The 21,898-nt window shown below is 56.8% G+C and carries 17 protein-coding genes; 4 read left to right on the top strand and 13 right to left on the bottom strand.

The genetic code is table 11. The annotated features are described in order from the left end of the window. The first annotated feature begins 11 nt into the window (after nucleotides 1-11). The 3 genes from asnS to J2Y91_RS15815 all read left to right on the top strand — a co-directional run bounded on the left by asnS (nucleotide 12) and on the right by J2Y91_RS15815 (nucleotide 4,180). Nucleotides 12-1,412 (top strand): asparagine--tRNA ligase, encoded by a 1,401-nt coding sequence (gene asnS, locus J2Y91_RS15825; protein ID WP_048916513.1) that lies wholly within the window; start codon nucleotides 12-14, stop codon nucleotides 1,410-1,412. Nucleotides 1,413-1,711: 299 nt separating this feature from the next. After that, the gene (gene ompC / locus J2Y91_RS15820; protein WP_301292153.1) at nucleotides 1,712-2,800 is read left to right on the top strand and encodes a porin OmpC; all 1,089 of its coding nucleotides are present in this window, start codon (nucleotides 1,712-1,714) and stop codon (nucleotides 2,798-2,800) included. Between the two features lie 189 nt (nucleotides 2,801-2,989). Further along, nucleotides 2,990-4,180 (top strand): amino acid aminotransferase, encoded by a 1,191-nt coding sequence (locus tag J2Y91_RS15815; protein ID WP_133624055.1) that lies wholly within the window; start codon nucleotides 2,990-2,992, stop codon nucleotides 4,178-4,180. 87 nt (nucleotides 4,181-4,267) lie between these two features. Here the strand turns inward: J2Y91_RS15815 and J2Y91_RS15810 are convergent, their stop codons facing one another. From J2Y91_RS15810 to cmoM, 7 genes are all read right to left on the bottom strand, one after another. Next, complete coding sequence (locus tag J2Y91_RS15810; protein ID WP_133624056.1) at nucleotides 4,268-4,897, bottom strand: MBL fold metallo-hydrolase; 630 nt, start codon at nucleotides 4,895-4,897, stop codon at nucleotides 4,268-4,270. A 43-nt stretch (nucleotides 4,898-4,940) separates the two neighbouring features. Beyond that, on the bottom strand, nucleotides 4,941-5,489 hold the full coding sequence (gene mepK, locus J2Y91_RS15805) for a peptidoglycan L,D-endopeptidase MepK (RefSeq protein WP_048916520.1): 549 nt from the start codon (nucleotides 5,487-5,489) through the stop codon (nucleotides 4,941-4,943). 187 nt (nucleotides 5,490-5,676) lie between these two features. Continuing rightward, nucleotides 5,677-7,530, bottom strand: coding sequence for a L,D-transpeptidase (gene ldtD, locus J2Y91_RS15800; RefSeq protein WP_133624057.1), 1,854 nt, complete (start codon nucleotides 7,528-7,530; stop codon nucleotides 5,677-5,679). 178 nt (nucleotides 7,531-7,708) lie between these two features. Then, entirely contained in the window at nucleotides 7,709-12,157 is a 4,449-nt protein-coding gene (mukB, locus tag J2Y91_RS15795; protein ID WP_253538752.1) for a chromosome partition protein MukB, read from the bottom strand. Next, nucleotides 12,158-12,883 (bottom strand): chromosome partition protein MukE, encoded by a 726-nt coding sequence (gene mukE, locus J2Y91_RS15790; protein ID WP_133624059.1) that lies wholly within the window; start codon nucleotides 12,881-12,883, stop codon nucleotides 12,158-12,160. Further along, nucleotides 12,864-14,186, bottom strand: coding sequence for a chromosome partition protein MukF (gene mukF / locus J2Y91_RS15785; RefSeq protein WP_048916524.1), 1,323 nt, complete (start codon nucleotides 14,184-14,186; stop codon nucleotides 12,864-12,866). The genes mukE and mukF overlap by 20 nt, the downstream gene beginning before the upstream one ends. Next, on the bottom strand, nucleotides 14,183-14,968 hold the full coding sequence (gene cmoM / locus J2Y91_RS15780) for a tRNA uridine 5-oxyacetic acid(34) methyltransferase CmoM (RefSeq protein WP_133624060.1): 786 nt from the start codon (nucleotides 14,966-14,968) through the stop codon (nucleotides 14,183-14,185). The genes mukF and cmoM overlap by 4 nt, the downstream gene beginning before the upstream one ends. A 126-nt stretch (nucleotides 14,969-15,094) precedes the next feature. Between cmoM and elyC the strand changes: the two genes are divergently transcribed. Then, nucleotides 15,095-15,862: an envelope biogenesis factor ElyC gene (gene elyC, locus J2Y91_RS15775; protein ID WP_133624061.1), complete on the top strand. Its 768-nt coding sequence runs from the start codon at nucleotides 15,095-15,097 to the stop codon at nucleotides 15,860-15,862. Here the strand turns inward: elyC and J2Y91_RS15770 are convergent. From J2Y91_RS15770 to msbA, 6 genes are all read right to left on the bottom strand, one after another. Next, nucleotides 15,855-16,748 carry a YcbJ family phosphotransferase gene (locus J2Y91_RS15770; protein WP_048916527.1) on the bottom strand — a complete coding sequence of 298 codons (894 nt, stop codon included), beginning with the start codon at nucleotides 16,746-16,748 and terminating at the stop codon, nucleotides 15,855-15,857. The two genes, elyC and J2Y91_RS15770, sit on opposite strands and share 8 nt — an antisense overlap. 115 nt (nucleotides 16,749-16,863) lie before the next feature. Next, nucleotides 16,864-17,610 carry a 3-deoxy-manno-octulosonate cytidylyltransferase gene (gene kdsB, locus J2Y91_RS15765; RefSeq protein WP_048916528.1) on the bottom strand — a complete coding sequence of 249 codons (747 nt, stop codon included), beginning with the start codon at nucleotides 17,608-17,610 and terminating at the stop codon, nucleotides 16,864-16,866. Continuing rightward, nucleotides 17,607-17,789 carry a Trm112 family protein gene (locus J2Y91_RS15760; protein ID WP_048916529.1) on the bottom strand — a complete coding sequence of 61 codons (183 nt, stop codon included), beginning with the start codon at nucleotides 17,787-17,789 and terminating at the stop codon, nucleotides 17,607-17,609. The genes kdsB and J2Y91_RS15760 overlap by 4 nt, the downstream gene beginning before the upstream one ends. A gap of 62 nt (nucleotides 17,790-17,851) precedes the next feature. Next, complete coding sequence (locus tag J2Y91_RS15755; RefSeq protein WP_133624062.1) at nucleotides 17,852-19,093, bottom strand: winged helix-turn-helix domain-containing protein; 1,242 nt, start codon at nucleotides 19,091-19,093, stop codon at nucleotides 17,852-17,854. A gap of 61 nt (nucleotides 19,094-19,154) precedes the next feature. Next, the gene (gene lpxK, locus J2Y91_RS15750; protein ID WP_133624063.1) at nucleotides 19,155-20,135 is read right to left on the bottom strand and encodes a tetraacyldisaccharide 4'-kinase; all 981 of its coding nucleotides are present in this window, start codon (nucleotides 20,133-20,135) and stop codon (nucleotides 19,155-19,157) included. Then, entirely contained in the window at nucleotides 20,132-21,880 is a 1,749-nt protein-coding gene (msbA, locus tag J2Y91_RS15745; protein WP_133624064.1) for a lipid A ABC transporter ATP-binding protein/permease MsbA, read from the bottom strand. Before msbA ends, lpxK begins: the two co-directional genes overlap by 4 nt. Nucleotides 21,881-21,898 lie beyond the last annotated feature (18 nt).

Here is a 21,898-nt window from a genome sequence, read left to right as displayed (position 1 = left end):
GAGAGACTTATATGAGCGTTGTGCCTGTAGCGGATGTACTGCACGGCCGGGTCGCGGTTGACAGCGAAGTCACCGTACGTGGCTGGGTGCGTACACGAAGAGATTCAAAAGCCGGTATTTCCTTTATCGCCGTTTACGACGGTTCCTGCTTTAATCCCGTTCAGGCTGTGGTCAATAATTCTCTGAATAATTATCAGGATGAAGTATTGCGCCTGACCACCGGCTGCTCGGTTGTGATTACCGGCAAAGTGGTGGAATCCCCGGGTGAAGGCCAGAGTTTTGAAATTCAGGCCACGGCGGTCGAAGTGGTTGGCTGGGTTGATGACCCTGATACCTACCCGATGGCGGCAAAACGCCACAGCATTGAATATCTGCGTGAGGTTGCACACCTGCGCCCGCGTACCAACCTGATTGGTGCCGTCGCCCGCGTGCGTCATACGCTGGCCCAGGCATTACACCGCTTCTTCGACGAGCAGGGTTTCTTCTGGGTCTCTACCCCGCTGATTACCGCTTCCGATACGGAAGGTGCCGGTGAAATGTTCCGCGTTTCGACGCTGGATATGGAAAACCTGCCGCGCACGCCGGAAGGCAAAGTCAATTACGACGAAGACTTCTTTGGTAAAGAAGCGTTCCTGACCGTTTCCGGCCAGCTGAACGGCGAAACCTATGCCAGTGCGATTTCTAAGATCTACACCTTCGGTCCAACCTTCCGTGCGGAAAACTCCAACACCAGCCGCCACCTGGCGGAATTCTGGATGCTGGAACCGGAAGTGGCGTTTGCCGATCTGGAAGATAACGCCGCGCTGGCGGAAGCGATGCTCAAGTATGTCTTCAAAGCGGTACTGGAAGAACGCGCCGACGATATGGCCTTCTTCGCTGAGCGTGTAGACAAAGAAGCGATTTCGCGCCTGGAGAAATTTGTGACTACCGATTTTGCGCAGGTAGATTACACCGAGGCCGTCGAGATCCTGCTGGCATCTGGCCAGACCTTCGAAAATGCCGTTTCCTGGGGTATTGACCTCTCTTCCGAACATGAACGCTATCTGGCCGAGAAACACTTTAAGGCGCCGGTAGTGGTGAAGAACTACCCGAAAGACATCAAAGCTTTCTATATGCGTCTCAACGACGACGGCAAAACCGTGGCTGCGATGGATGTTCTGGCTCCGGGCATCGGTGAAATCATCGGCGGTTCACAGCGTGAAGAGCGTCTGGACGTGCTGGATGCTCGCCTCGCCGAGATGGGTCTGAATAAAGAAGATTACTGGTGGTATCGCGATCTGCGTCGCTACGGCACCGTGCCACATTCAGGTTTCGGTTTAGGTTTCGAACGATTAATCGCCTATGTCACCGGCGTACAAAATGTAAGAGATGTTATCGCCTTCCCGCGTACTCCGCGCAACGCCACCTTCTGATTTCTGCATTAAATATAAGAAATTCATATATATACTAAGGCCAGCCTCGCTGGCCTTTTTTTATTTTTGTAAATTTAGAGTTCCCTCACAAAGTTCCGTATTTTTTACATTTTGTCATACATATTTTCCTATTGTAACCAGAATAGGAGATTGGTAGCATTTTCGCGCTAGATTAACCAGGCTGCGAATGGAAAGATGCGTGCAGACACAGGAAGACACCAAACTCTCATCGTAGTTCTGTAAAGAATTATTGACGGCAGTGGCAGGTGTCCAAATAACTCCAATGAGGGTAATAAAAAATGATGAAGCGCAACATTCTTGCAGTAGTGATCCCAGCTCTGTTGGCTGCTGGTGCCGCGAACGCTGCAGAAATCTATAACAAAGATGGCAACAAACTGGACCTGTACGGTAAAGTTGATGCGCGCCACAACTTCTCTGACGACGCTGGTTCTGACGGCGACCAGACTTATGTTCGTTTTGGTTTCAAAGGTGAAACCCAGATCAACGATCAAATCACCGGCTACGGCCAGTGGGAATACAACGTTCAGGCGAACGTTGCTGAATCTCAGGGTACTACAGGTTCTAAAACTCGTCTGGGCTTCGCCGGTCTGAAATTCGGTGATGCAGGCTCATTCGACTACGGTCGTAACTACGGCGTGATCTACGACGCAATGTCTTACACCGACCAGCTGCCAATCTTCGGCGATGACACCATGTACCAGGAAAACGACAACTTCATGGTTGGTCGTTCAAACGGTCTGGCTACCTACCGTAACAGCAACTTCTTCGGTCTGGTTGAAGGCCTGAGCTTCGCTGTACAGTACCAGGGCAAAAACGAAGGCCGTGACGTACTGCACGACAACGGCGACGGCTGGGGCTCATCTGTTGCTTACGACACCGGTATGGGCGTGAGCGTAGTAGGCGCATATGCCTCTTCTGACCGTACTAACCTGCAGGCAGCTGACGGTAAAGGTGACAAAGCTGATCAGTGGGGCACCGGCCTGAAGTACGATGCTAACAACGTTTACCTGGCAGCATTCTACGGTGAAGCACGTAACACCACTGCATACGGCGACACCGCGCGTCAGACTGCTAACAAAACTCAGAACTTCGAAGTGGTTGCACAGTACCAGTTCGACTTCGGCCTGCGCCCATCCATCGCTTACCTGCAGTCTAAAGGCAAGCAGCTGGATGCAGTCGGTACCTTCAACGGTGGCGATGCAGACCTGGTTAAATATATCGAAGTGGGTACCTACTACTACTTCAATAAAAACATGTCTACCTATGTTGACTACAAAATCAACCTGCTGGATGACAACGATTACACCCGTTCTCAGGGCGTAGCGACCGACGACGTTGTTGGTGTTGGCCTGCAGTACCAGTTCTAATTGCCATTTAACTGCGGCTGCGGTCGCGGTTATCAGAGCATCAAAACGGGGCTTCGGCCCCGTTTTTGTTTTCTGCCCTTCCCCTTTCTCTTTCTACTGCAATTTTCACGCAAACGGTTGGCAATTTACCCTTCCAGGCGGTACCCTGAGTCCTCACTTCGCTTTAGATTAAGCTAACGGACTTCGACTATGTTTGAACGTATTGCAGCTGCACCCGCCGACCCTATTCTTGGTTTAGCCGATCTGTTCCGCGCCGACGATCGCCAGAATAAAATCAACCTCGGTATTGGCGTGTATAAAGATGAAACCGGCAACACGCCGGTACTGACCAGCGTGAAGAAAGCTGAGCAGTATCTGCTGGAAAACGAAACCACCAAAAACTATCTGAGCATTGATGGTATTGCTGATTTTGGTCGCTGCACCCAGGAACTGCTGTTCGGTGCTGACAGCGCCCTGATTGGCCATCATCGTGCCCGCACCGCCCAAACCCCTGGCGGTACCGGTGCTCTGCGCGTGGCGGCGGACTTTATCGCCACGCAGACCCCAGCCAAACGCATCTGGGTGAGTAACCCAAGCTGGCCGAACCACAAAAATGTGTTTGAAGCCGCCGGTCTGGAAGTGTGTGAATACAAATATTACGATGCGGCGAATCACTCGCTGGACTTCGATGGCCTGCTAAACAGCCTGAATGCCGCTGAAGCCGGTGACGTAGTGCTGTTCCACGGCTGCTGCCACAACCCAACCGGGATTGACCCAACGGCTGAACAGTGGTCACAGCTGGCTGAGCTGTCGCTGGCGAAAGGCTGGCTGCCGCTGTTTGACTTCGCCTATCAGGGCTTCGCTCGCGGTCTGGAAGAGGATGCAGAAGGCCTGCGCGCCTTTGCTGCCACCCACCAGGAACTGATCGTTTGCAGCTCTTACTCGAAAAACTTTGGCCTGTATAACGAACGCGTGGGTGCCTTCACGCTGGTCGCCGCTAATGCGGCGGTGGTAGATACCGCCTTCAGTCAGGTGAAAGCCACCATTCGCGCCAACTACTCTAACCCACCGGCACACGGTGCGGCTGTGGTTGCGACTATCCTCAGCAACAGCGCCCTGCGCGTGCTGTGGGAGCAGGAACTGAGCGCGATGCGCGAGCGCATTCAGCGTATGCGTCAGCTGTTTGTCAATACGCTGCAGGAGAAAGGGGCGAAAGGCGACTTTAGCTTTATCATCGATCAGAACGGCATGTTCTCGTTCAGCGGCCTGACCAAAGATCAGGTGGTTCGCCTGCGCGATGAGTTTGGCGTGTATGCAGTGAACTCCGGGCGCGTTAACGTTGCGGGCATGACCCCGGACAATATGGCACCGCTGTGTGAGGCGATTGTCGCGGTACTGTAAATGAGAGAGGGCTGACCGGCACTAAGGGTCAGCCTTTACATTGAAGGGGGCGACCGTTTTTGCGGTCGCCCCCTTTTTTCAATGCGGCTATTGCAGGAACGGGTTGCTGATACGTTCACGCCCGAGCGTCGACATCGGGCCGTGACCTGCGATAAAGGTCACATCGTCACCCAGCGGCAGGAGTTTGTGGTGAATGGAGGCGATCAGGTCGCTGTGGCTGCCCTGAGGGAAGTCTGAACGCCCGACCCCGCCGTTGAAAATCACATCGCCAGAAACCAGCAGGCGGCCTGCGCGGTCAAAGAAGACGATATGCCCCGGCGTATGGCCAGGGCACAACAGGATTTCAAGCGGGGTATTGCCCAAGGTTACCGTCTCCCCCTCTTCCAGCCAGCGATCCGGCGTCAGCGGTGGGCAAGTGGCAAAGCCAAACATTTCACTCTGCGTCGGCAGCGCGTCCAGCCAGAATTTATCGGCGATATGTGGGCCAATAATGGGCAGCTGATAATGCTCTGCCAGCTCGGCGGCGGCACCAACATGGTCAAGATGGCCGTGCGTCAACAGGATTTGGGTGAGCTTAACGCCCAAATCAGCGACTTCTCGTTTGATTTTCTCCGCGTCACCGCCCGGGTCCACCAGCGCGGCTTCGCGAGTTTCCGCACACCAAATCACCGAACAGTTCTGAGCGAACGCGGTGACCGGGATAATGTGATAGTCCATAACTCTCCGTTACCGGCCACCACAGGTGCCCGGAATTTCGTTTTTACCAGTTCCGTACCGGACCGGTATCAATATGCACAAAGTTACTGCTCGGGTAGTATCCTACACCGCCTGCACGTAGCGAAAGCGCAGCTTTGCGAATATTGCTTAACGAAATTCCTTCAATGTGAAAATCCATTGCCTGACCCAGGGTGTGGTAGCTGTGCTTTGCCACGCCTTTGCTGTGCGAACGCAGCGAGTTGTTGGTCGCCAGCGAACGGTAACCGGAGATTAACTGCACGGGTTTGCGCGTATCAAGCATGGTCTGCAGGCGGTAAAGCTGATCGAACAGGTGGGGATCGATGTTCTTACTTTTGTTGGCCCGGTAGTCACGGAAAAAGTGATTCAGGCGCGCTAATTCATCCTTGTCGTAACTTTTTCCATTGAAAAACTCAGTTTTGAGGCTTTCACCGGTGTTGAGGTTGCTGAGGGTCAGCACACGAGGACGAGCAGTAGAGAGCGAGGCAAAAGCCTGTCCGGGAAGAAGTGCCACACCGAGTGCAGCGCCGCCCAGTGCTAACCACTTACGACGATTTGAGTCAAATTTATCCATGAATCTGTATTACCTGGCTGAAGTATTCGGAACGATGCATTTACTGCACCGTCCGAACCTTACCGGGGGAGAAAACATCCGTCAACCCGGCGCAGCGGAGTGTGACGCAGAGATCGCACTCAACGCCGCTGCGCCAGCCAACTGAGCGGAGAACTCCCCGCGGGCGGAACTGCTGGATAATCAACAATTAGAGCAATAATTGACCAGCCTGCGTCAGCACCTGAGTGCCTGAGCGCGCCGTCATATCATAATTGTAAATATCTGTACGAAACTGCGGCTGACCGTCATCTGCTACCCAGGCGGTCAGGTAATAGAGATTAACCGGAATGCGGTGGCGGATTGAAACAAAGCGCGTTTCGCCCTGTTTCAGGGTGCTGCTGATGCGCGAGCCATCCCAGCCCACATCCTGCAACAGCAGGTTAGCGAGGTCCGAGGCGCGGTTCACGCGCACGCAGCCTGAGCTGAGCGCGCGAATATCTTTCTGAAACAGGCCGTGATTAGGCGTGTCGTGCAGATAGATGGCGTCCGAGCTTGGCATATTAAACTTGTAGCGCCCTAACGAGTTGGTGGCCCCCGGAGCCTGGCGAATGCGATACGGGAACGAGGCGGCCGAAACCATACTCCAGTCAATCATTGATGGGTCGATCACCTGCGCATCGCTGCTCCAGCCTGACAGCAGCGTATAACCGTGTTTATACAGGTACATCGGATCCTGCTTCACCTTCGGCACAATATCTTTGCGCACCAGCGTGGTCGGCACATTCCACGGCGGGTTGAGTACCACATTATTCAGCGCGCTGCGCATCAACGGCGTTTTACGGTCCGGGCGGCCAACAATCACCCGCGAGGATAAAATCTCGCTGCCGTTAACGTAGTAAGCCAGCGAGTAGTTCGGGATATTCACCATGATGCCGTTGTGCATATCATCGGGTAGCAGACGCAAACGCTGAATGTTCAGCGCCAGCAGCGAAGCACGCTGCTGCGGCGAGACGTTTAACCACTCGCGGGTGCGCGTGCCAATTGCGCCATCCGCTTCCAACCCCTGCCAGCGCTGGAAGCGTTTCAGCGCCTCAACCAGCTGTGGCGTGTAGATATTGTCAGCATTGACCGGGATAGCCTCGCCCTGCACGTTACCGACGTTATTCGGCACTGCAGGTGGGGGAATATCCGTGGTGGCAGTGGCAGACGGGCTGACAACCGCGTTGGTATCTCGCTGCTGCGGCACGACAGCATCCGGCTGTGCGTTATCATCGTCATGCACCAGCGGGGCATCCACGGCTCCGACCACTTCGGCAGTCGGTTTCGGCGGTTCATTGGCGGCAGACATCATGCCGGTGCGCTGTAAAATGTCGCGCAGCGCCGGAACATCATCACTCACCTGCCCCGGTTTTAACGTTTGTTTATCCCGCAGCTGCGGCCACGGGCGCGCATCCGCCAGCAGGGTTTTCAGCGCCTGATGCATCAGGGCATATTGCGGGTGCTGCGGGGCCAGGGACTGCACAAAGCCGCTAAGATTGCCCTGCGCCAATGCGCGCTGCCACTGATTGATCGCCGCCATTGACGGCGCTTCCATCTTGTAAGGGGCATTGCTATACAGCCAGACTTCACCCTTGCTCGGCACATTGGAGGTGAATTGCAGATAGCCCAACATGGCGTCAGACAGCACCACATCACGCGCCAGCCCGCTAATTTGCGGATCGGTCAGCTGTTTGACCCAGCGGGTAAATTGCGGCTGCACGCCGGAAAGCGCAACCTCAGCCAGCTGCTGCTGGAACTGCTGCACGGCCTGTTGATCCTGCCACATCAGACGCATACCGTTTGCGGCATACAGTGGGGTGAGATTCTTCAAATAAAACGGCGTGCTCCCATGAGGGAAAGCCGCACTGATTTGTGCCTGGCTTTGAACCACGCTAACGGTCGATGACGCAGGTGCGGAAACAGGTGGAATACCTGCCGCTGCGGGGGACATGTATGTCAGTCCGAACATCAAACAGTAGCCAAGCGCAACGGCCTGAGCGGATAACGATTTCTTCAGCAACATCCCTTGCCCCCTGTGTAAGCCAGCTGAATCAAAGAACAGCAGCAGTTAGTCATTGTTATAAGTATAGAAACAGAAAACGGCATCTGCCTCTTCCGTTGCAAATGCCGTTATCCAGAGTAATCTGGCAGCAGAGATTTTACCACTGCACGCCATCATTTTTTATATTTTTAGTCCAGGATTATGCCTCAGCTTCGGCGCCATTGCTGGTCACCGTCGGCTCGGCAGCGAAGCCGCGCAGACCCACCACATGAACATGCTCAGTATTATTAAACACCTTACGCACCAGCTTATAGGTCGTCCCCTTTTCCGGGCTGATGTTTTCAGGCGCCGCGATGATCAGCTGCATTTCCAGACGGTCACACAGTTCGAACAGCGTAGCGATGGATTTGGCATCCAGACGCGCCGCTTCGTCGAGGAACAGCAGTCGGCAAGGCGAGATATCTTTTCCGCGCAGGCGGCGTGACTCCTCTTCCCAGCTCTGCACCACCATGACCAGAATGGACATCCCGGTACCGATAGCTTCACCGGTCGACAGTGCACCACTCTCTGCGCGCAGCCAGCCGTCGGAACCACGGTTAACTTCAACTTCCATTTCCAGATAGTTACGGTAATCGAGCAGCTCCTCACCGATGGTTTGCGGCGTGCGCTGCCCCATATCGATCTGCGGGTTCAGGCGCTGATAGAGTTTCGCCAGCGCTTCCGAGAAGGTCAGGCGATTGCTTTTAAACAGATCCTGATGCTGCTCATGCTGTTCTGACAAAACGTCAAGCAGGGTGGAGTGGGCTTCACGCACGTTGACGTTCAGACGCACACTTTTCACCTGGCCAAAGCTGACGGCCTGCAAGCCCTGGTTCAGCTGGCGAATACGATTCTGCTCGCGCTGAATGGTTTTACGAATAATGTTCGCTACGCTGCGCGAGCTGATCGCCAGCATCTGCTCGCGTGCGGTTAACTCTTCGGTCAGACGATTCAGTTCGATCTCCATCTGCTCGATGGCTTCGACCGGGTCATCCGTGCGGATGATATCCTGACGGATACGCTCGCGCAGGTGCTGATATACGGCGATAAAGAACTGAATTTTACGCTCAGGACGTTTAGGATCTTCCGACAGGCGCAGTACATCGCGCAGATGTTCGTTATCCGCTACCGCCAGACGCAGCGCACCCAGCGCCTTATCCGACATTGAACGCAGCTCGTCCCCGCCAAGATACGCCAGCTCACGGCGATGCAGTCGACGCTCGACTCCGTTGTCTTTCACCAGGCGCAGTACCGCCACCCAGCCCGCTTTAGCACTGACGACCTGCTCGCGGCCCACCTGGTATTCACGTTCCAGGCGGCGCAGTTTTTTCTGCAGCGCATCCATTTCGGCTTCACAGAAGGTCAGCTGTTTTTCCAGCTGATTACGGCGGGCACGATTATTGCTCAGGGCGCTATACAGTTCATCACGGCGCATACGCGCACGCTCTTCGGCACTGGAGTCAGCCTGTACGCCGATGTCCTGCATCTCCTGCTGCAGCTCTTTCAGAATGTCGCGCTTGGCGTCATAGGAGCTTTTCAGCGTGGCCAGCAGCTGAGAATACTGCGTCAGCTGGGCCTGATGCTGGCGCAGCTGGTCGCGGGCACGCGCACGTTCAGCCTCGGCATGCTCCAGGCGCTGACGCAGCTTCTCGTTGAGATCGCTGTTGCCGTCAAGCATGCCTGCGGAGTCGGTATAACCAAAGTGCGCGCGGCGCTGTACCACTTCCGTCAGGGCAAACGCCTGCTGACGGGCATCGCGCTGCTGCTGCTGCGCCTGCTGATAATCCAGCTTCAGCTGTTCATGCTGTTCCGGGTCGCTCTGCAATACGGAGAGGATCGGCTCCAGCTTCGCCAGCTGAGCGCCGTGCTGCTGGATAAAGCGTGCGGCTTCCTGCGCTTCATCCAGCTTTTCCAGAATCTCTTCGTAACGGTCGCGCAGGGAATCATCCAGCAGCAGGCTGACGCGCGGCATCAGGCGGTTAAGCTGAGCTACGCCCTCTTTCGCCTGGTCAAACTGCTGGCGCTGCTGCTGGTTTTCGCTTTCATGGCTGCTCAGCGCGCGCTCAACTTCCGTGCGGCGATTGTTCAGCAGGCGCATTTCCGCTTCCGGATCGGACTCAAAGGCCACGGCGAGGTGGCTGCCGATAAAGCGGCTGAAGGACTGGTGCAGACGCTGGGTTTTCTGCACGTCAAACGACAGCGTGGCGTAGCGCTCGGCCAGGCCTTCCCGCTCGGTTTGCAGCAGCTCCAGCTGATTCTCACGCGCCGCACGGCCAAACAGCGGCACTTTCGGGAAGCGTGAATAGCGCCACTGGCGATCGCTGGCCTTGACCACCACCGCTTTTTCCAGCTCTTCAACGTTGAATACGCTGTCATCAAACGACTGCGGGTCCCCTTCAATCAGATAGAGATCTTCCGGGCAGTCATCCATGCCGTCGAGCAACTCACGTACCCGTGACAGGTCCGGGACGACAATTCCATGGCGCGCCGGGCCGTACAGCGCGGAGAAGTACGGCGCATCGTCGATGGTGACATCGTCATAAATTTCGGACAGCAGCACGCCGCCAAAGCGCTCAGCGAGGTTGTTAAGACGGGGATCTTCGGCTCCGCCAGGCTGGCTGAGGCGCTCGATCTGCTGCTCAATTTCACGCTTGCGGGCAGAGACTTCATCACGCTCAACCGTGGTTTCGCGCTCGCGCTCCAGCAGCTGCTGCATAAATTCGGTAACCTGCTGGCTGTTTTCCAGCACCTGCCCGGTCTGCTCGCTGAGCTGGGAAAGGATCTCCTGCGCGGCCAGCCACTGCGGCGCCTGTTTAGTCAGGCGGGCGATACGCTCGCGCAGCTGTTCCAGCTCCTGGCGCATGTTCATGCGGCGCTCACCGGCATCGGAGACGCTGTCGTTCAGCTGCTCAATCTGCGCTTCCAGCTCATACTGCAGGGCTTCCAGCTCTTCAGCATCAACCTGCTTACCGTGGCGCTTGCAGAACTCGCTCAGCAGGCGCTCGGCATCCTGCTGTTCGCGCAGGCGCTGCTCAAGCTCGTTGATGCGGCTACGCAGCGGCTGCAGCTGTTCAGCGTGATAACGCTGGTTGCCCGCATCGCGCAGCAGATCGCGACCGACCTGCCAGGCTTCGCTGCGGCTGACCGGCCCGGCAATTTTGGTAACCAGCTCGAAAGCCTGTTCAAACTGGCTGTGCGCAGCCTGTGCCACGCTCATTTTCTGCTCCAGCATCAGTAGCTTGCTGGTCGCTTCCTGCTCTTTGGCCTGGAAAGTTTCCTGCCACTCTTCAGCGTTATCAACGCTAAGGTCGCTCAGCTGGCAGATCTCTTTCGCCCGCTGCAACGCGGTCAATGCCTGCTGGTATTGGATAGCGCGGGTCTGCTGCACGTCCAGCGCCTGCTGATAGTCAGCCAGCTGGCTTTTCAGCTCGTCGACTTCCAGCTCGGCCGCTTCGCTGCGCGCTTCGTTCTCTTCCTGCAGCTCACGCGCTTCAGCCACCACTTCATTCTGCTCTTCCAGGCGGAAGGTCAGCTCTTCGAGATCGGCATCATAGCGGTCAATTTTTTCCTGCTGACGCAGCGCGGTTTGCACCAGGTTGAGGTGATCGCTGGCGGCCTGATAATCGGTTTCCAGATCGCTCTCTGCGCCGTTATGCTCGGCGAGCTCACGCGCCATCTCAACCGAACGATACTGCTCCGCGGCCAGCTGCTTACGGCTGCTGAACAGGTCGTTACGCACCACCATGGCAGCGTCAAGGTGAATGCGGCGCTCGTTAGCATGGCGCATATAGTCTGCTGCCACGTAGCTGGTCGCTTCGGAAATCAGGTGCTTAAACAGGTCGCGGTCGGACTGGGTGACGCGGATCGCTTCCAGCGTCATGCGGTTTTCACGCAGCGCCGCTTCCATATCCTGGAAGGCTTTACGCACCCCGCTGTTTTCCGGCAGCAGGTAGTCACGCAGCGAGCGGGTAATTGCGCTGGAGATCCCGCCGTACAGCGAGGCCTCAATCAGGCGGTAATATTTGCTGCGGTCGGCGGCAGAGCGCAGGCGGCGCGCCACGATACCGAGATCGAACATCACCGAGTGGTAGTCAGTAATCGAGTTGTACTGTTTGAACTGTACGCTCTCGCTACTTTCGAATTTGTCCTTCAGCTCGCTGAGCGGCAGCACCCGTGCCTGGCGCGCATTCACCGTTTCGGTGAGAATTTCAGTCGGGTTAATCGACGTCGGCAGGCCATGGATGCTGAACGGTTTAATGTCCACTTTGCGGTCGCGGCCGGCAACCTGCTGCAGGCGCACGCCGACAATCACGCGCTCGTGACGTGAGTTCATCACGTCCAGCGCGGCGTAGCACACGCCGGGGCGCAGCTTACCGTGCAGGCCTTTATCACGAGAACCCGATGTGGCGCCCGCTTCGGTGGTGTTACGGAAGTGCAGCAGCGTCAGGTCGGGGATCAGCGCGGTGATAAAGGCCGCCATGGTGGTCGACTTCCCGGCTCCGTTACCACCCGACAGCGTAGTCACCAGCTCGTCGAGGTCAAAGGTACGGGCAAAGAAGCCGTTCCAGTTAATCAGCGTCAGTGAGCGAAACTTTCCACGTTCAATCATTTATTCTTCCTCTCCGCCGTCCGGCTGGTTGCGTTCTGCCGTACTTTCGCCGTCGTCGGTTTCATCTGCCAGCGCCAGCCCGCCGTCAAGCTGCATCGCTTCACCGTCACGGATCAGGCGCAGCTGCGCTTCACGGGCATCATCCCCGCTGCGCACGTCGGCACCGAAGCGAAACACGGATTCAGTGATGCGGAATTTGCTGCTGTCGTTGCCCATAAACCACACCATACCGAGGCGGCGCAGGCGGTTTAATGAGGCGCGCATTTTTTCCTGCAGCTTCTGGCGGTCAAGGTCAGAGCCGGTCGAGCGCTGGTTAACCAGCTTCAGCAGCCTGCCTTCATCGGCCAGCGACATCAGCTCATCATGCAGCTCCTGCTGGCTGAAGATCCCTTCATTGGCCAGACGTTCCGGGCTGAGGTAGAGATAGCAGAGAATTTTACCGACCATCATATCCAGCTCGGACAGCACCGAACGCGGGATAAGGGTGGTGGAGCGCGGGCGCAGGTAGAAGAAACCTTCCGGGGCGCGGATTAGCTCCACGTTGTAGCGCGCGTAAAACTCTTCGAGAAATTCCTGATAATCCATCAGGAAGGCGTGCTGATCTAACTCATCGATGCCGATATGACGGCCTGCACGTAACTGGCTGTCCAGCGCCGGAAAAATCGGGTTAGCCAGGGCCTGGGCCAGCTTTACCGGCATCACTTGTTCAATATTTGTCGATGACATGTGCCTGCACCTTGGCTCCGTAATCATTAATGGTCTGCCACTCAGCGGACAAACCGGAGAAATCTGCTTCGGCCACGCCTAAGCGCACGGCCTGATCGACGACAATTCTCGCCACGTCGAAGTGACGCACGCGCGGGTATTGTGTCAGGTATTCGCGCATCACGGCGCCGAGATCCAGCGGCTTCTGCTGCGCTTTGTAGATCGCCAGCGCCTCTTCAATCATTGCCGCCAGCTGTTCGCGGATCTCATTAAACTCTTCGTACTCCAGCTCTGACGGCAGTTCACCGGTGACTTCTTCATTACGCAGTGCCAGCTCTTCATCGCGCATATCGTACAGGCGCTCGGCATTGGCATAGGTGAGCGCCCACGGCATCTCAAAATAGTTCTGCACCGAGACGCGCAGCCGCTGGGCGAAGACGCGGTTTTTATCCATATCGATGGCGGTACGGATAAATTTATGGACGTGGCGATCGTAGCCAATCCACAGATCGATAGCCTGCTGGCCCCAGCTGATAATACGGTCGAGCTTGTTTTGCAGGTCAAAAACCAGCTTGTCGACAAACCCCAGATCCGGGCTGTTCATCGTCGCATCCTGGATGCGCAGCAGATTGGCCTGCAGCTTATCGCCCGCGGCCTCGAGCGTATCCTGCAATTCGCGCAGCGTGCCGGAAGTTTCGTTCAGCAGCAGCTCACAGCTGGAGATCGCCGCGCGCCAGTCTTTGTTCAGCAGCTGCGCGATATCGTCTTTTACCGCCTGCTGCTGCTCATCCATGATGCGCTGCGTAATGTCGATACTGTCGAAAATTTCCGCCACGGAGTATTTCAGCGGCGCGAATACGTTGCGGTGCCAGTGGAACTCATCGCCATCTTCATCGGCGGCGTCGGCGGCGCGCTTCAGCTCACCGGCGACGATCGACAGCTGCATCGACAGGCGCAGCGTGGAGAACTCGCGCTGGCGGATGTAGTAATCGGTAATGCCGATCCCCAACGGCGTCAGGCGATAGATAGCATTCCCTTCGGAGTGTTCGCTGGTAAAGCGGTTGATCAGGCGCTGGCGTACCATATCGTTGATGGCATTGTTGGCGCGAACCAGCACCGTTTCGCTGGTCTGCTCAAAGCCATCGCTGACGTGGCGGAAGGCATCAATCAGCTCGCCTTCACTCATTTCGCCATCCATGCGCTCCCCGTTGAGGGTGGCAATCGCCAGCAAAAAAGCCAGACGTTCGGTCGGCAACGTGACGGAAAAATCATTTTTTCGCGCCCAGGCCACCAGTTCCGGTACAGTCTGGGAAAAATCACTCATAGTTCGTCCTTCTGAATGGGTTTCCGCGCTGTGACGTGGATGTAACGCCCTAAACTTAAAAACGGCTCCTGGCGGCAATACTGCTTTTCCAGCGCCAGAACTTCATCAAACCGCTCACTCTGCTTGGTTTTATCCCGCAGATAGTCGTGGAAAACCCGGATGCCGGTTTTCGTTTCAATGGTAAAGCCGCATGCCTCAAGCCAGGCATAAACCTGCTGCGGATCGCGCGGGTAGTCCGGGGACAGGGTTTTCTTTTTGCGTTTGCTTAAGCCTGCCTGCAGATAGCCGAAATTGCCCAGCACCATGGTCTGCATCAGCAGGCCGTTGACGTTATAAAACATCAGCGACAGCACGCCTCCGGGCTTCAGCGCATCATACAAAGCGGCCAGCACCTGTTGCGGTTCGGCTACCCATTCCAGCACAGCGTGAAACAATACCAGATCAACCGGCTTATCCAAATGTTGCACGACCTGCTGAGCGCTAATTTGTTTAAATTGCATGTTGCCGCTCACACCTTTTTCCAGCGCTAAGCGGCTGGCGCGGCCGATCATCTCCTCCGATACGTCGCACAGCAGCACCTGATGACCACGCTCTGCCATGCCGCAGCCGGTCTGCCCTTCCCCGCCGCCCGCATCAAGCACCGCAAGCGGCCCGGCAGGAAAGGTACTCAGCAGCGCGTCGAGATCCTGCCAGAGGATCGCCTGGCGAATGCGGCCTTTGGTGGTACCGTATATATTTTGTGAAAACTTTTCTGCGATATCATCAAAGTTGCGATCCTGCATACAGGCAGCTCCAGCGTTCAGGCGTGATTCAGTCGGGTATTTTGGCATACACTGGCAATAAATGAACCTCTCAGTCATCGCTTCGTTTCCGGGTGGCGTTTTTTCGGACAAAAGGAGTCCTTTTTCATGCTTTTCGCGCTGAAAAAAGTGTTCGGCGGCCTGCTGCTGCCCCTGCCCATGCTGCTGTTAATCATGGCGCTGGGTATTTTCTTGATCTGGTTCAGTCGCTGGCAAAAGAGCGGCAAAATTTTGATCTCCGCCAGCTGGATCTTGTTGCTGCTGCTCAGCCTGCAGCCGGTCGCCGATCGTCTGCTGGCGCCGATCGAAGATCGTTACCCCACCTGGCACAATCAGCAGCCGCTCGCTTATATCGTGGTGCTTGGTGGGGGTTATACCTGGAATGACGCGTGGGCACCCAGCTCTAACATGCTCAACAACAGCCTGCCGCGCCTGACGGAAGGCATCCGCATCTGGCGTGCCAACCCGGGAGCCAGGCTGATTTTTACCGGTGGTAGAGCGCAGAACAATCCGCTGAGCTCTGCTGAGGTGACGTCGCGCGTGGCGCAGTCGCTGGGCGTACCTGCCGAAGCGATTATCACCCTGGATAAGCCGCATGATACCGAGCAGGAAGCCAGTGAAGTGGCGAAAATTGTCGGCGAGCAGCCGTTTGCACTGGTGACGTCAGCTAACCATCTGCCCAGAGCGATGATCTTTTTCCAGCGCCAGGGGTTACACCCCTGGCCGGCGCCTGCGAATCAGCTGGCGGTCACTTCTCCACTCAATCTGTGGGAAAGGGCGATGCCGAACTCATTCTGGCTGGGACACAGCGAGCGGGCGTGGTATGAGAGCCTGGGCCGCTTGTGGCAATGGCTGAAGCCGCAAAGCGCTAGCTGAGCCACGGCAGCAGGGAGCGTGCGGCGAGCTTGAAACGCGGCGGGTCAAATTGTGTGGTGTGGATCAGTCGCGCCACCTCCTCCCACAGGATATAGAGCCAGCGGCGGGCAACAAAGCCCTCCGCCACCGGAGCGCGCTGCAGATATGCGCTGAGAATCGCCTCCCCGGCAACGGACTCGCACAGCGGGTAAAGGTCAAACTCACGCGGTGCCCACAGCACCGTACCGGGATTGATTATCGCCTGCAGCCGGTCGCCCCAGGCTTCTTTCACAATGCTGCTCAGCGCGAGGTTGCCATGAACCAGCACGCACGGGTCGTCAAAACCGGCAAACAGGGCACTGAGGCAGGCACGGCTGCGAAACAGTATCTGGCGGTCGTCGATATCCAGCGCTGACGGCTGCAGATAATTTAGCGTCGCCCACAGCACCTCAATGCGCTGCGTATACCATGCAGGCCAGCGATTTTGCTGAGTGCTGTCCACCGTGCCGACCAGGCCATGGCTGTCAATACGATGCCAGGAGAGCATGCCCTCGACGATTTGCTCCTGCAGCTGCTGCCAGCGATCGGGGGTGCGGGTCGGTGCTTCAACTGAGACGCCGCCGATCCGCTCGATCAGCAGCACTTCGTGCTGCGGGGGCTGCTGGCTGATCACCAGCCCGTAAACGGCGGGCACGCGCACTTTCCCCTCACGCGCCAGCATCGACAGCTTATGGGCTTCCTGAGCGGCAATACCCTTCATTGAGAAGTATTTCGCGACCAGCGGCAGTGAATAGCCGCTGTCATCATAGAGGGTGTAGAGGCTGGCATAGGGTTGCTGGCTGATGCATTCAACCCGGCTGACAGTTTCACCAAGTACCAGTTCGAGTTCAGATCGCAGTTGTTCCATCCGCCCTCCTTTCAGGCAGGCACGCTTAACATGGCGCTGAAAGTGGTGATTTGCTCAGCATGGGATCAAATTTGCAGGCAGTAGATCGGGGCTGCGAATGCACCCCCGATTAAACTCAACGCATGGCCGCACGGACGCGCAGCAGATCTTCCGGAGTATCAACCCCCACGCTGGGAATGGCTTTCGCCACGTCAACGTGGATCTTCTCGCCGTACCACAGCACGCGCAGCTGCTCCAGCAGCTCTATCTGCTCCAGCGGGCTCGCTTCCCAACCTACATAGCGGCGGATAAAACCGGCACGGTAGCCGTAAATCCCGATATGACGCAGGAAGTGGTCGCCAATGGTGTCGCGTGAGGCTGAAAAACGCTCGCGATCCCAGGGGATTGTGGCGCGCGAGAAGTAGAGCGCATAGCCGTTAGCATCGCGCACCACTTTTACCGCATTCGGGTTGAAGGCCTCTTCCGCAGAGTCGATCGGCACCGCCAGCGTCGCCATACCGGCACTGCTTTTAGCCAGATTATCTGCCACCTGACGGATAATCACCGGGGGTATCATTGGCTCATCACCCTGCACGTTGACAATCACCGTGTCATCGGCGAACTGGTAGTGCTCAATCACTTCCGCCAGGCGCTCGGTGCCTGACTGGTGATCGGGGCGGGTCATGCAGACCTCACCCCCGGCTGCCGTGACGGCACGCGCCACATCCTGGTTATCGGTAGCAACGATCACACGTTCAGCACCGGACTCCAGTGCGCGCTCCATGACGTGGACGACCATCGGTTTGCCGTGAATATCCACCAGCGGTTTACCCGGCAGGCGGGTAGAGGCAAAACGCGCCGGAATAATCGCCACAAAACTCATGGATGGCTCTCTTCCAGGGTCAGCGTACGCGCTTCAACTTCCAGCAGTACAGGAATTCCATCACGCACCGGATAGGCCAGCCCGTCTGGTTTGCACACCAGCTCCTGCAGATCTTTGTTGTAATACAGTTTGCCATGACATACCGGGCAGGCAACAATTTCAAGTAAACGATGATCCATGGTTCCTCCGCAATGAACCCAGTTTTGCAAGCCTCAAGAATACCATAGCTGCACCAGAGCAGTTACCCGCCGGCCACGAAAAAACCGCTCCCGCACGCTATTTTCCAGCGCGCGGGCCAGGCCGTTGCCATCGATGCCGGAAGTTTATTGACCTCGATCATTTCAGCGCCCTGCCAGCGGGCAAACTTTGTCAGCGCGCGCTGCAGATCGCCCAGCAGTTGCTGCGTGACGCGCACCTCTGGCTCAAGCCACAGCGTTTTGACCTGCAATATTTTTTCCTTGCGCAGCATGCGCGCATCCAGGCGGCCTTTCAGCGCGCCACGATGCAGGATCGGCAGAACAAAATAGCCGTATTGCCGCTTCGCCTCCGGCGTGTAGCACTCCAGGCGGTAGTCAAAGTTGAACAGCTCCAGCGCTCGCTTACGGTCCCATACCAGCGGATCGAACGGTGAGAGGATGGCGGTGTGCGTGGCGGCCTGTGGAGCGTCAAGCTGGGCGAACAGCGTCTGGTGCACGTACAGCGTTCCAAGGCTTTCGACCTGTACTGAGCGCACCGTGCCCTGCTCCAGCCAGCGGGTGATTGCCTGAGTGACGGGCGCCCGCTTCAGGCGGTAATAGTCCGCCAGCCAGGAGGGACGAAAAATACCCAGGCTGGCCGCGCTGTTCTCCAGCATGCGCTCAGTGGCATCCTTTTCCGTCAATGCATGCAGGGCATCATCCCATTCAGGCAGTACCCGCTGCCGCAGATCGTAGACGCGCTGGAAGTTACGGCGCTCACTGACCATTAGCTCGCCTGCGCTAAACAGGTTTTCCAGATGACGCTTGTGCGGCTTCCACGCCCACCAGCCCGGTTTCTGCCCTGCCGGAGCAGCAAAATCTGCCGATCGCACCGCGCCATTCTCACCAATATGCGCCAGCAGATCGGCGATCTCCTGCTGATGCTGATCCATCCATGGCTGATTGTACTTCCAGCCTAAAGCCGTCGGATTGAGCATACGGTGGCGCAGCAGTGGGTAATCTTCAATCGGGATAAAGCAGGCTTCATGCGCCCAGTATTCAAACAGTTTACCGCAGGCCAGCGCCAGTTCTAACCAGCTAACCGGGTAGTCTCCCAGGCGGCTGAACAGCACCAGATAAGGGCTGCGCGCCACGACGTGGATGGTGTCAATTTGCAGCAGCGACATGCGCCTTATCGCGGCCAGCAGATCGTCAAAACGCGCTTTATGAGAAGGTGGCCGCAGTAAACCCTGTGCCGCAAGGTGCAGCTGGCGAGCCTGAACCAGTGAGAGAGTGACTGCCGTCATAATGCCATCCATAAAATTCAGATGGCTTCAGTGTAGCGTTTAGTCGGTAATGACGGAGAATTTAGCGAGGAATTAATGCACTGATTTTGTTCAGTAACGCCGCGGACTCAGACTGTGGTAACCGTGCATCCACCGGCAAATACCACCAGTCAGCGGCGGCGAAGGCGCGCGCTTTCACCGCGTCTTTCTCGGTCATCAGGAGCGTTTGCCCGGGGCCGATCAACGCATTCAGCGCGTCGGGGCTGTAGTTTTGATGGTCGGCAAAAGCCACTTCTTTCTCCAGCGTTACCCCCTGCTGGCGCAGGGTGTTGAAGAAGCGCGGTGGATGCCCAATGCCGGCCATTGCCACCACGTTCTTCAGTTCAGCCACCGGGCGCTGCTCACCGGATTGCAGATTGACCGCCATACCCGGCACCAACTGCATCGCCAGCTCGCCAGGCTGCGCTGTGCCGCCATTAGCGATAATCGCACTGACGCTGTTCAGGCGGCTGCTGCGCTCGCGCATTGGCCCGGCAGGTAACCACCAGCCATTACCAAAACGCCGCTGACCGTCGATCACCACAATTTCGATATCCCGTGCCAGCGCGTAGTGCTGCAGGCCATCGTCGGTAACGATAATATCCACCTGCCCGCCGTTGACCAGCGCTTCAACCGCCTGACGACGTACCGGAGCCACCGCAACCTGCGCAGAGGTACGCTGGTAAATCAGCACCGGCTCATCGCCCGCTTCGGCGGTAGTCGTCTGCGCCCCCAGCACCAGCGGATAGTTGTCGGCTTTGCCACCGTAGCCGCGCGACACCACGCCGACGCGCAACCCGCGCTGTTGCAGCGCCTGCACCAGCCAGATGACCACCGGCGTCTTGCCATTCCCCCCGGCGGTCAAATTGCCTACCACCACCACCGGGACCGGGGCGCGCCACGCCTTACGCCATCCCCAGCGGTAGCTGAGGCGCAGCAGATTGCTAATCAGCCCGTACAACAGGCTGAAAGGCAACAGCAGCAGGTAAAGCGCGGAGCGTCCGCTCCAGATGCGTTCGATCATTGACCAAATTGCATCTTATGAAGCTGGGCATACACGCCGCGTTCCGCCAGCAGCACTTCGTGGCTACCACGCTCGACAATCAGGCCATCTTCGACCACCACGATCTCATCGGCTTTCTCGATTGTGGACAGGCGGTGAGCAATCACCAGCGAAGTACGGTTTTTCTGTAGTTCATCCAGTGCGGCCTGAATAGCACGCTCGGACTCGGTATCCAGCGCGGAGGTTGCTTCATCCAGGATCAGGATTGGGCAGTCGCGCAGCAGCGCACGGGCAATGGCAATACGCTGACGCTGGCCGCCGGAGAGCAGCACGCCATTCTCACCAATCACCGTATCCAGTCCCTTATCCATCTTGCCGATAAAGTCCATGGCGTGCGCCATGGTGGCCGCTTTTTCGATATCGGCACGGCTGTACTGCTCGTGACGCGCATAGGCGATGTTATTGGCAATGGTGTCATTAAACAGGTGGACGTTTTGTGATACCAGCGCCACCTGGTTACGCAGTGATGCCAGGGTGTATTCGCGCAGGTCGTGACCGTCCATCAGGATTTCACCCTGCTGAATATCATAGAAGCGCGTCAGCAGGCTGGCCATGGTGGATTTACCGGAGCCTGAGCGGCCAACCAGCGCCACAGTTTTACCTGCGGGAATGCTCAGATTAATGTCGCGCAGTGCGGGAATATCGCGCCCCGGATAGCTAAAGGTCACATTGCGGAATTCAATATCGCCTTTAGCACGCTCGATAGTGCGCTTACCGGTATCCACTTCCTGCTCGCTGTCGAGGATCGAGAACAGGGTCTGGCAGGCAGCCATGCCGCGCTGGAACTGTGCGTTGACGTTTGTCAGCGATTTCAACGGGCGCATCAAAGCGATCATGGAGGAGAACACCACGGTAATGGTACCGGCGGTCAGCGTTTCCATTACGCTTGGGAAGCTGGCGGCATACAGTACAAAGGCCAGAGCCAGCGAGGCAATCAGCTGAATAATCGGGTCAGAGATTGATGAAGCGGAAACCAGCTTCATACCCTGCTGACGCATGCGATTGCTGACGGTATCAAAGCGCTGGCTTTCAATTTCCTGGCCGCCAAAGATCAGCACTTCTTTATGCCCTTTCAGCATCTGCTCAGCGCTGGTGGTGACCTGCCCCATGGTGTTCTGCATATTTTTACTGATGTTGCGGAAGCGCTTGGAGACCATGCGAATCGCAAACGAAACGATCGGAGCCAGAACAATCAGGATCAGCGACAGCTGCCAGCTGTAGTAAAACATCATGATAAACAGGCCGATGATCGAAGCCCCTTCGCGCACCACGGTAACCAGCGCGCTGGAGGAGGATGAGGCAACCTGCTCAGAATCATAGGTGATGCGTGACAGCAGAGTCCCGGTTGACTGCTGGTCGAAAAAGGCGACCGGCATGCCCATCATGTGGCTGAACAGGCGACGCCGCATGCCCATTACTACGTTACCGGATACCCAGGAGATACAGTAGCTGGAAGCATAGCTGGTAATGCCACGGATCAGCATCAGGCCAATCACAGCCAGCGGCATCCATAGCAGTACGGAACTGTCCGCTTTGCCAAAACCATCATCGAGTAAAGGTTTCAGCAGTGACAGCATCAGCGTATCGCCTGCCGCGTTGAGGACCAGCGCGATGGCTGCCACAATCAACCCGGTTTTGTATGGCACAATCATTGGCCAGAGACGACGGAATGTCTGCCAGGTGGAGAGATCTTTATCCAGATGCATTATTTAACCAGCTTTAGA

The sequence above is a fragment of the Erwinia aphidicola genome, assembly GCF_024169515.1.
Lineage (GTDB): Bacteria > Pseudomonadota > Gammaproteobacteria > Enterobacterales > Enterobacteriaceae > Erwinia > Erwinia aphidicola.
Note: the sequence above shows the minus strand (reverse complement) of the source record. Positions and strands in the feature narration are given on the sequence as shown.

Bases quoted from the DNA above. Each gene is read 5' to 3' on its own strand.
- mukE (WP_133624059.1), bottom strand. From the start codon at position 12,883: ATGTCATCGACAAATATTGAACAAGTGATGCCGGTAAAGCTGGCCCAG.
- J2Y91_RS15810 (WP_133624056.1), bottom strand. From the start codon at position 4,897: ATGGACTATCACATTATCCCGGTCACCGCGTTCGCTCAGAACTGTTCG.
- msbA (WP_133624064.1), bottom strand. From the start codon at position 21,880: ATGCATCTGGATAAAGATCTCTCCACCTGGCAGACATTCCGTCGTCTC.
- mepK (WP_048916520.1), bottom strand. From the start codon at position 5,489: ATGGATAAATTTGACTCAAATCGTCGTAAGTGGTTAGCACTGGGCGGC.
- lpxK (WP_133624063.1), bottom strand. From the start codon at position 20,135: ATGATCGAACGCATCTGGAGCGGACGCTCCGCGCTTTACCTGCTGCTG.
- asnS (WP_048916513.1), top strand. From the start codon at position 12: ATGAGCGTTGTGCCTGTAGCGGATGTACTGCACGGCCGGGTCGCGGTT.
- mukF (WP_048916524.1), bottom strand. From the start codon at position 14,186: ATGAGTGATTTTTCCCAGACTGTACCGGAACTGGTGGCCTGGGCGCGA.
- ldtD (WP_133624057.1), bottom strand. From the start codon at position 7,530: ATGTTGCTGAAGAAATCGTTATCCGCTCAGGCCGTTGCGCTTGGCTAC.
- mukB (WP_253538752.1), bottom strand. From the start codon at position 12,157: ATGATTGAACGTGGAAAGTTTCGCTCACTGACGCTGATTAACTGGAAC.
- ompC (WP_301292153.1), top strand. From the start codon at position 1,712: ATGATGAAGCGCAACATTCTTGCAGTAGTGATCCCAGCTCTGTTGGCT.
- J2Y91_RS15755 (WP_133624062.1), bottom strand. From the start codon at position 19,093: ATGACGGCAGTCACTCTCTCACTGGTTCAGGCTCGCCAGCTGCACCTT.
- J2Y91_RS15770 (WP_048916527.1), bottom strand. From the start codon at position 16,748: ATGGAACAACTGCGATCTGAACTCGAACTGGTACTTGGTGAAACTGTC.
- cmoM (WP_133624060.1), bottom strand. From the start codon at position 14,968: ATGCAGGATCGCAACTTTGATGATATCGCAGAAAAGTTTTCACAAAAT.
- J2Y91_RS15760 (WP_048916529.1), bottom strand. From the start codon at position 17,789: ATGGATCATCGTTTACTTGAAATTGTTGCCTGCCCGGTATGTCATGGC.
- elyC (WP_133624061.1), top strand. From the start codon at position 15,095: ATGCTTTTCGCGCTGAAAAAAGTGTTCGGCGGCCTGCTGCTGCCCCTG.
- kdsB (WP_048916528.1), bottom strand. From the start codon at position 17,610: ATGAGTTTTGTGGCGATTATTCCGGCGCGTTTTGCCTCTACCCGCCTG.
- J2Y91_RS15815 (WP_133624055.1), top strand. From the start codon at position 2,990: ATGTTTGAACGTATTGCAGCTGCACCCGCCGACCCTATTCTTGGTTTA.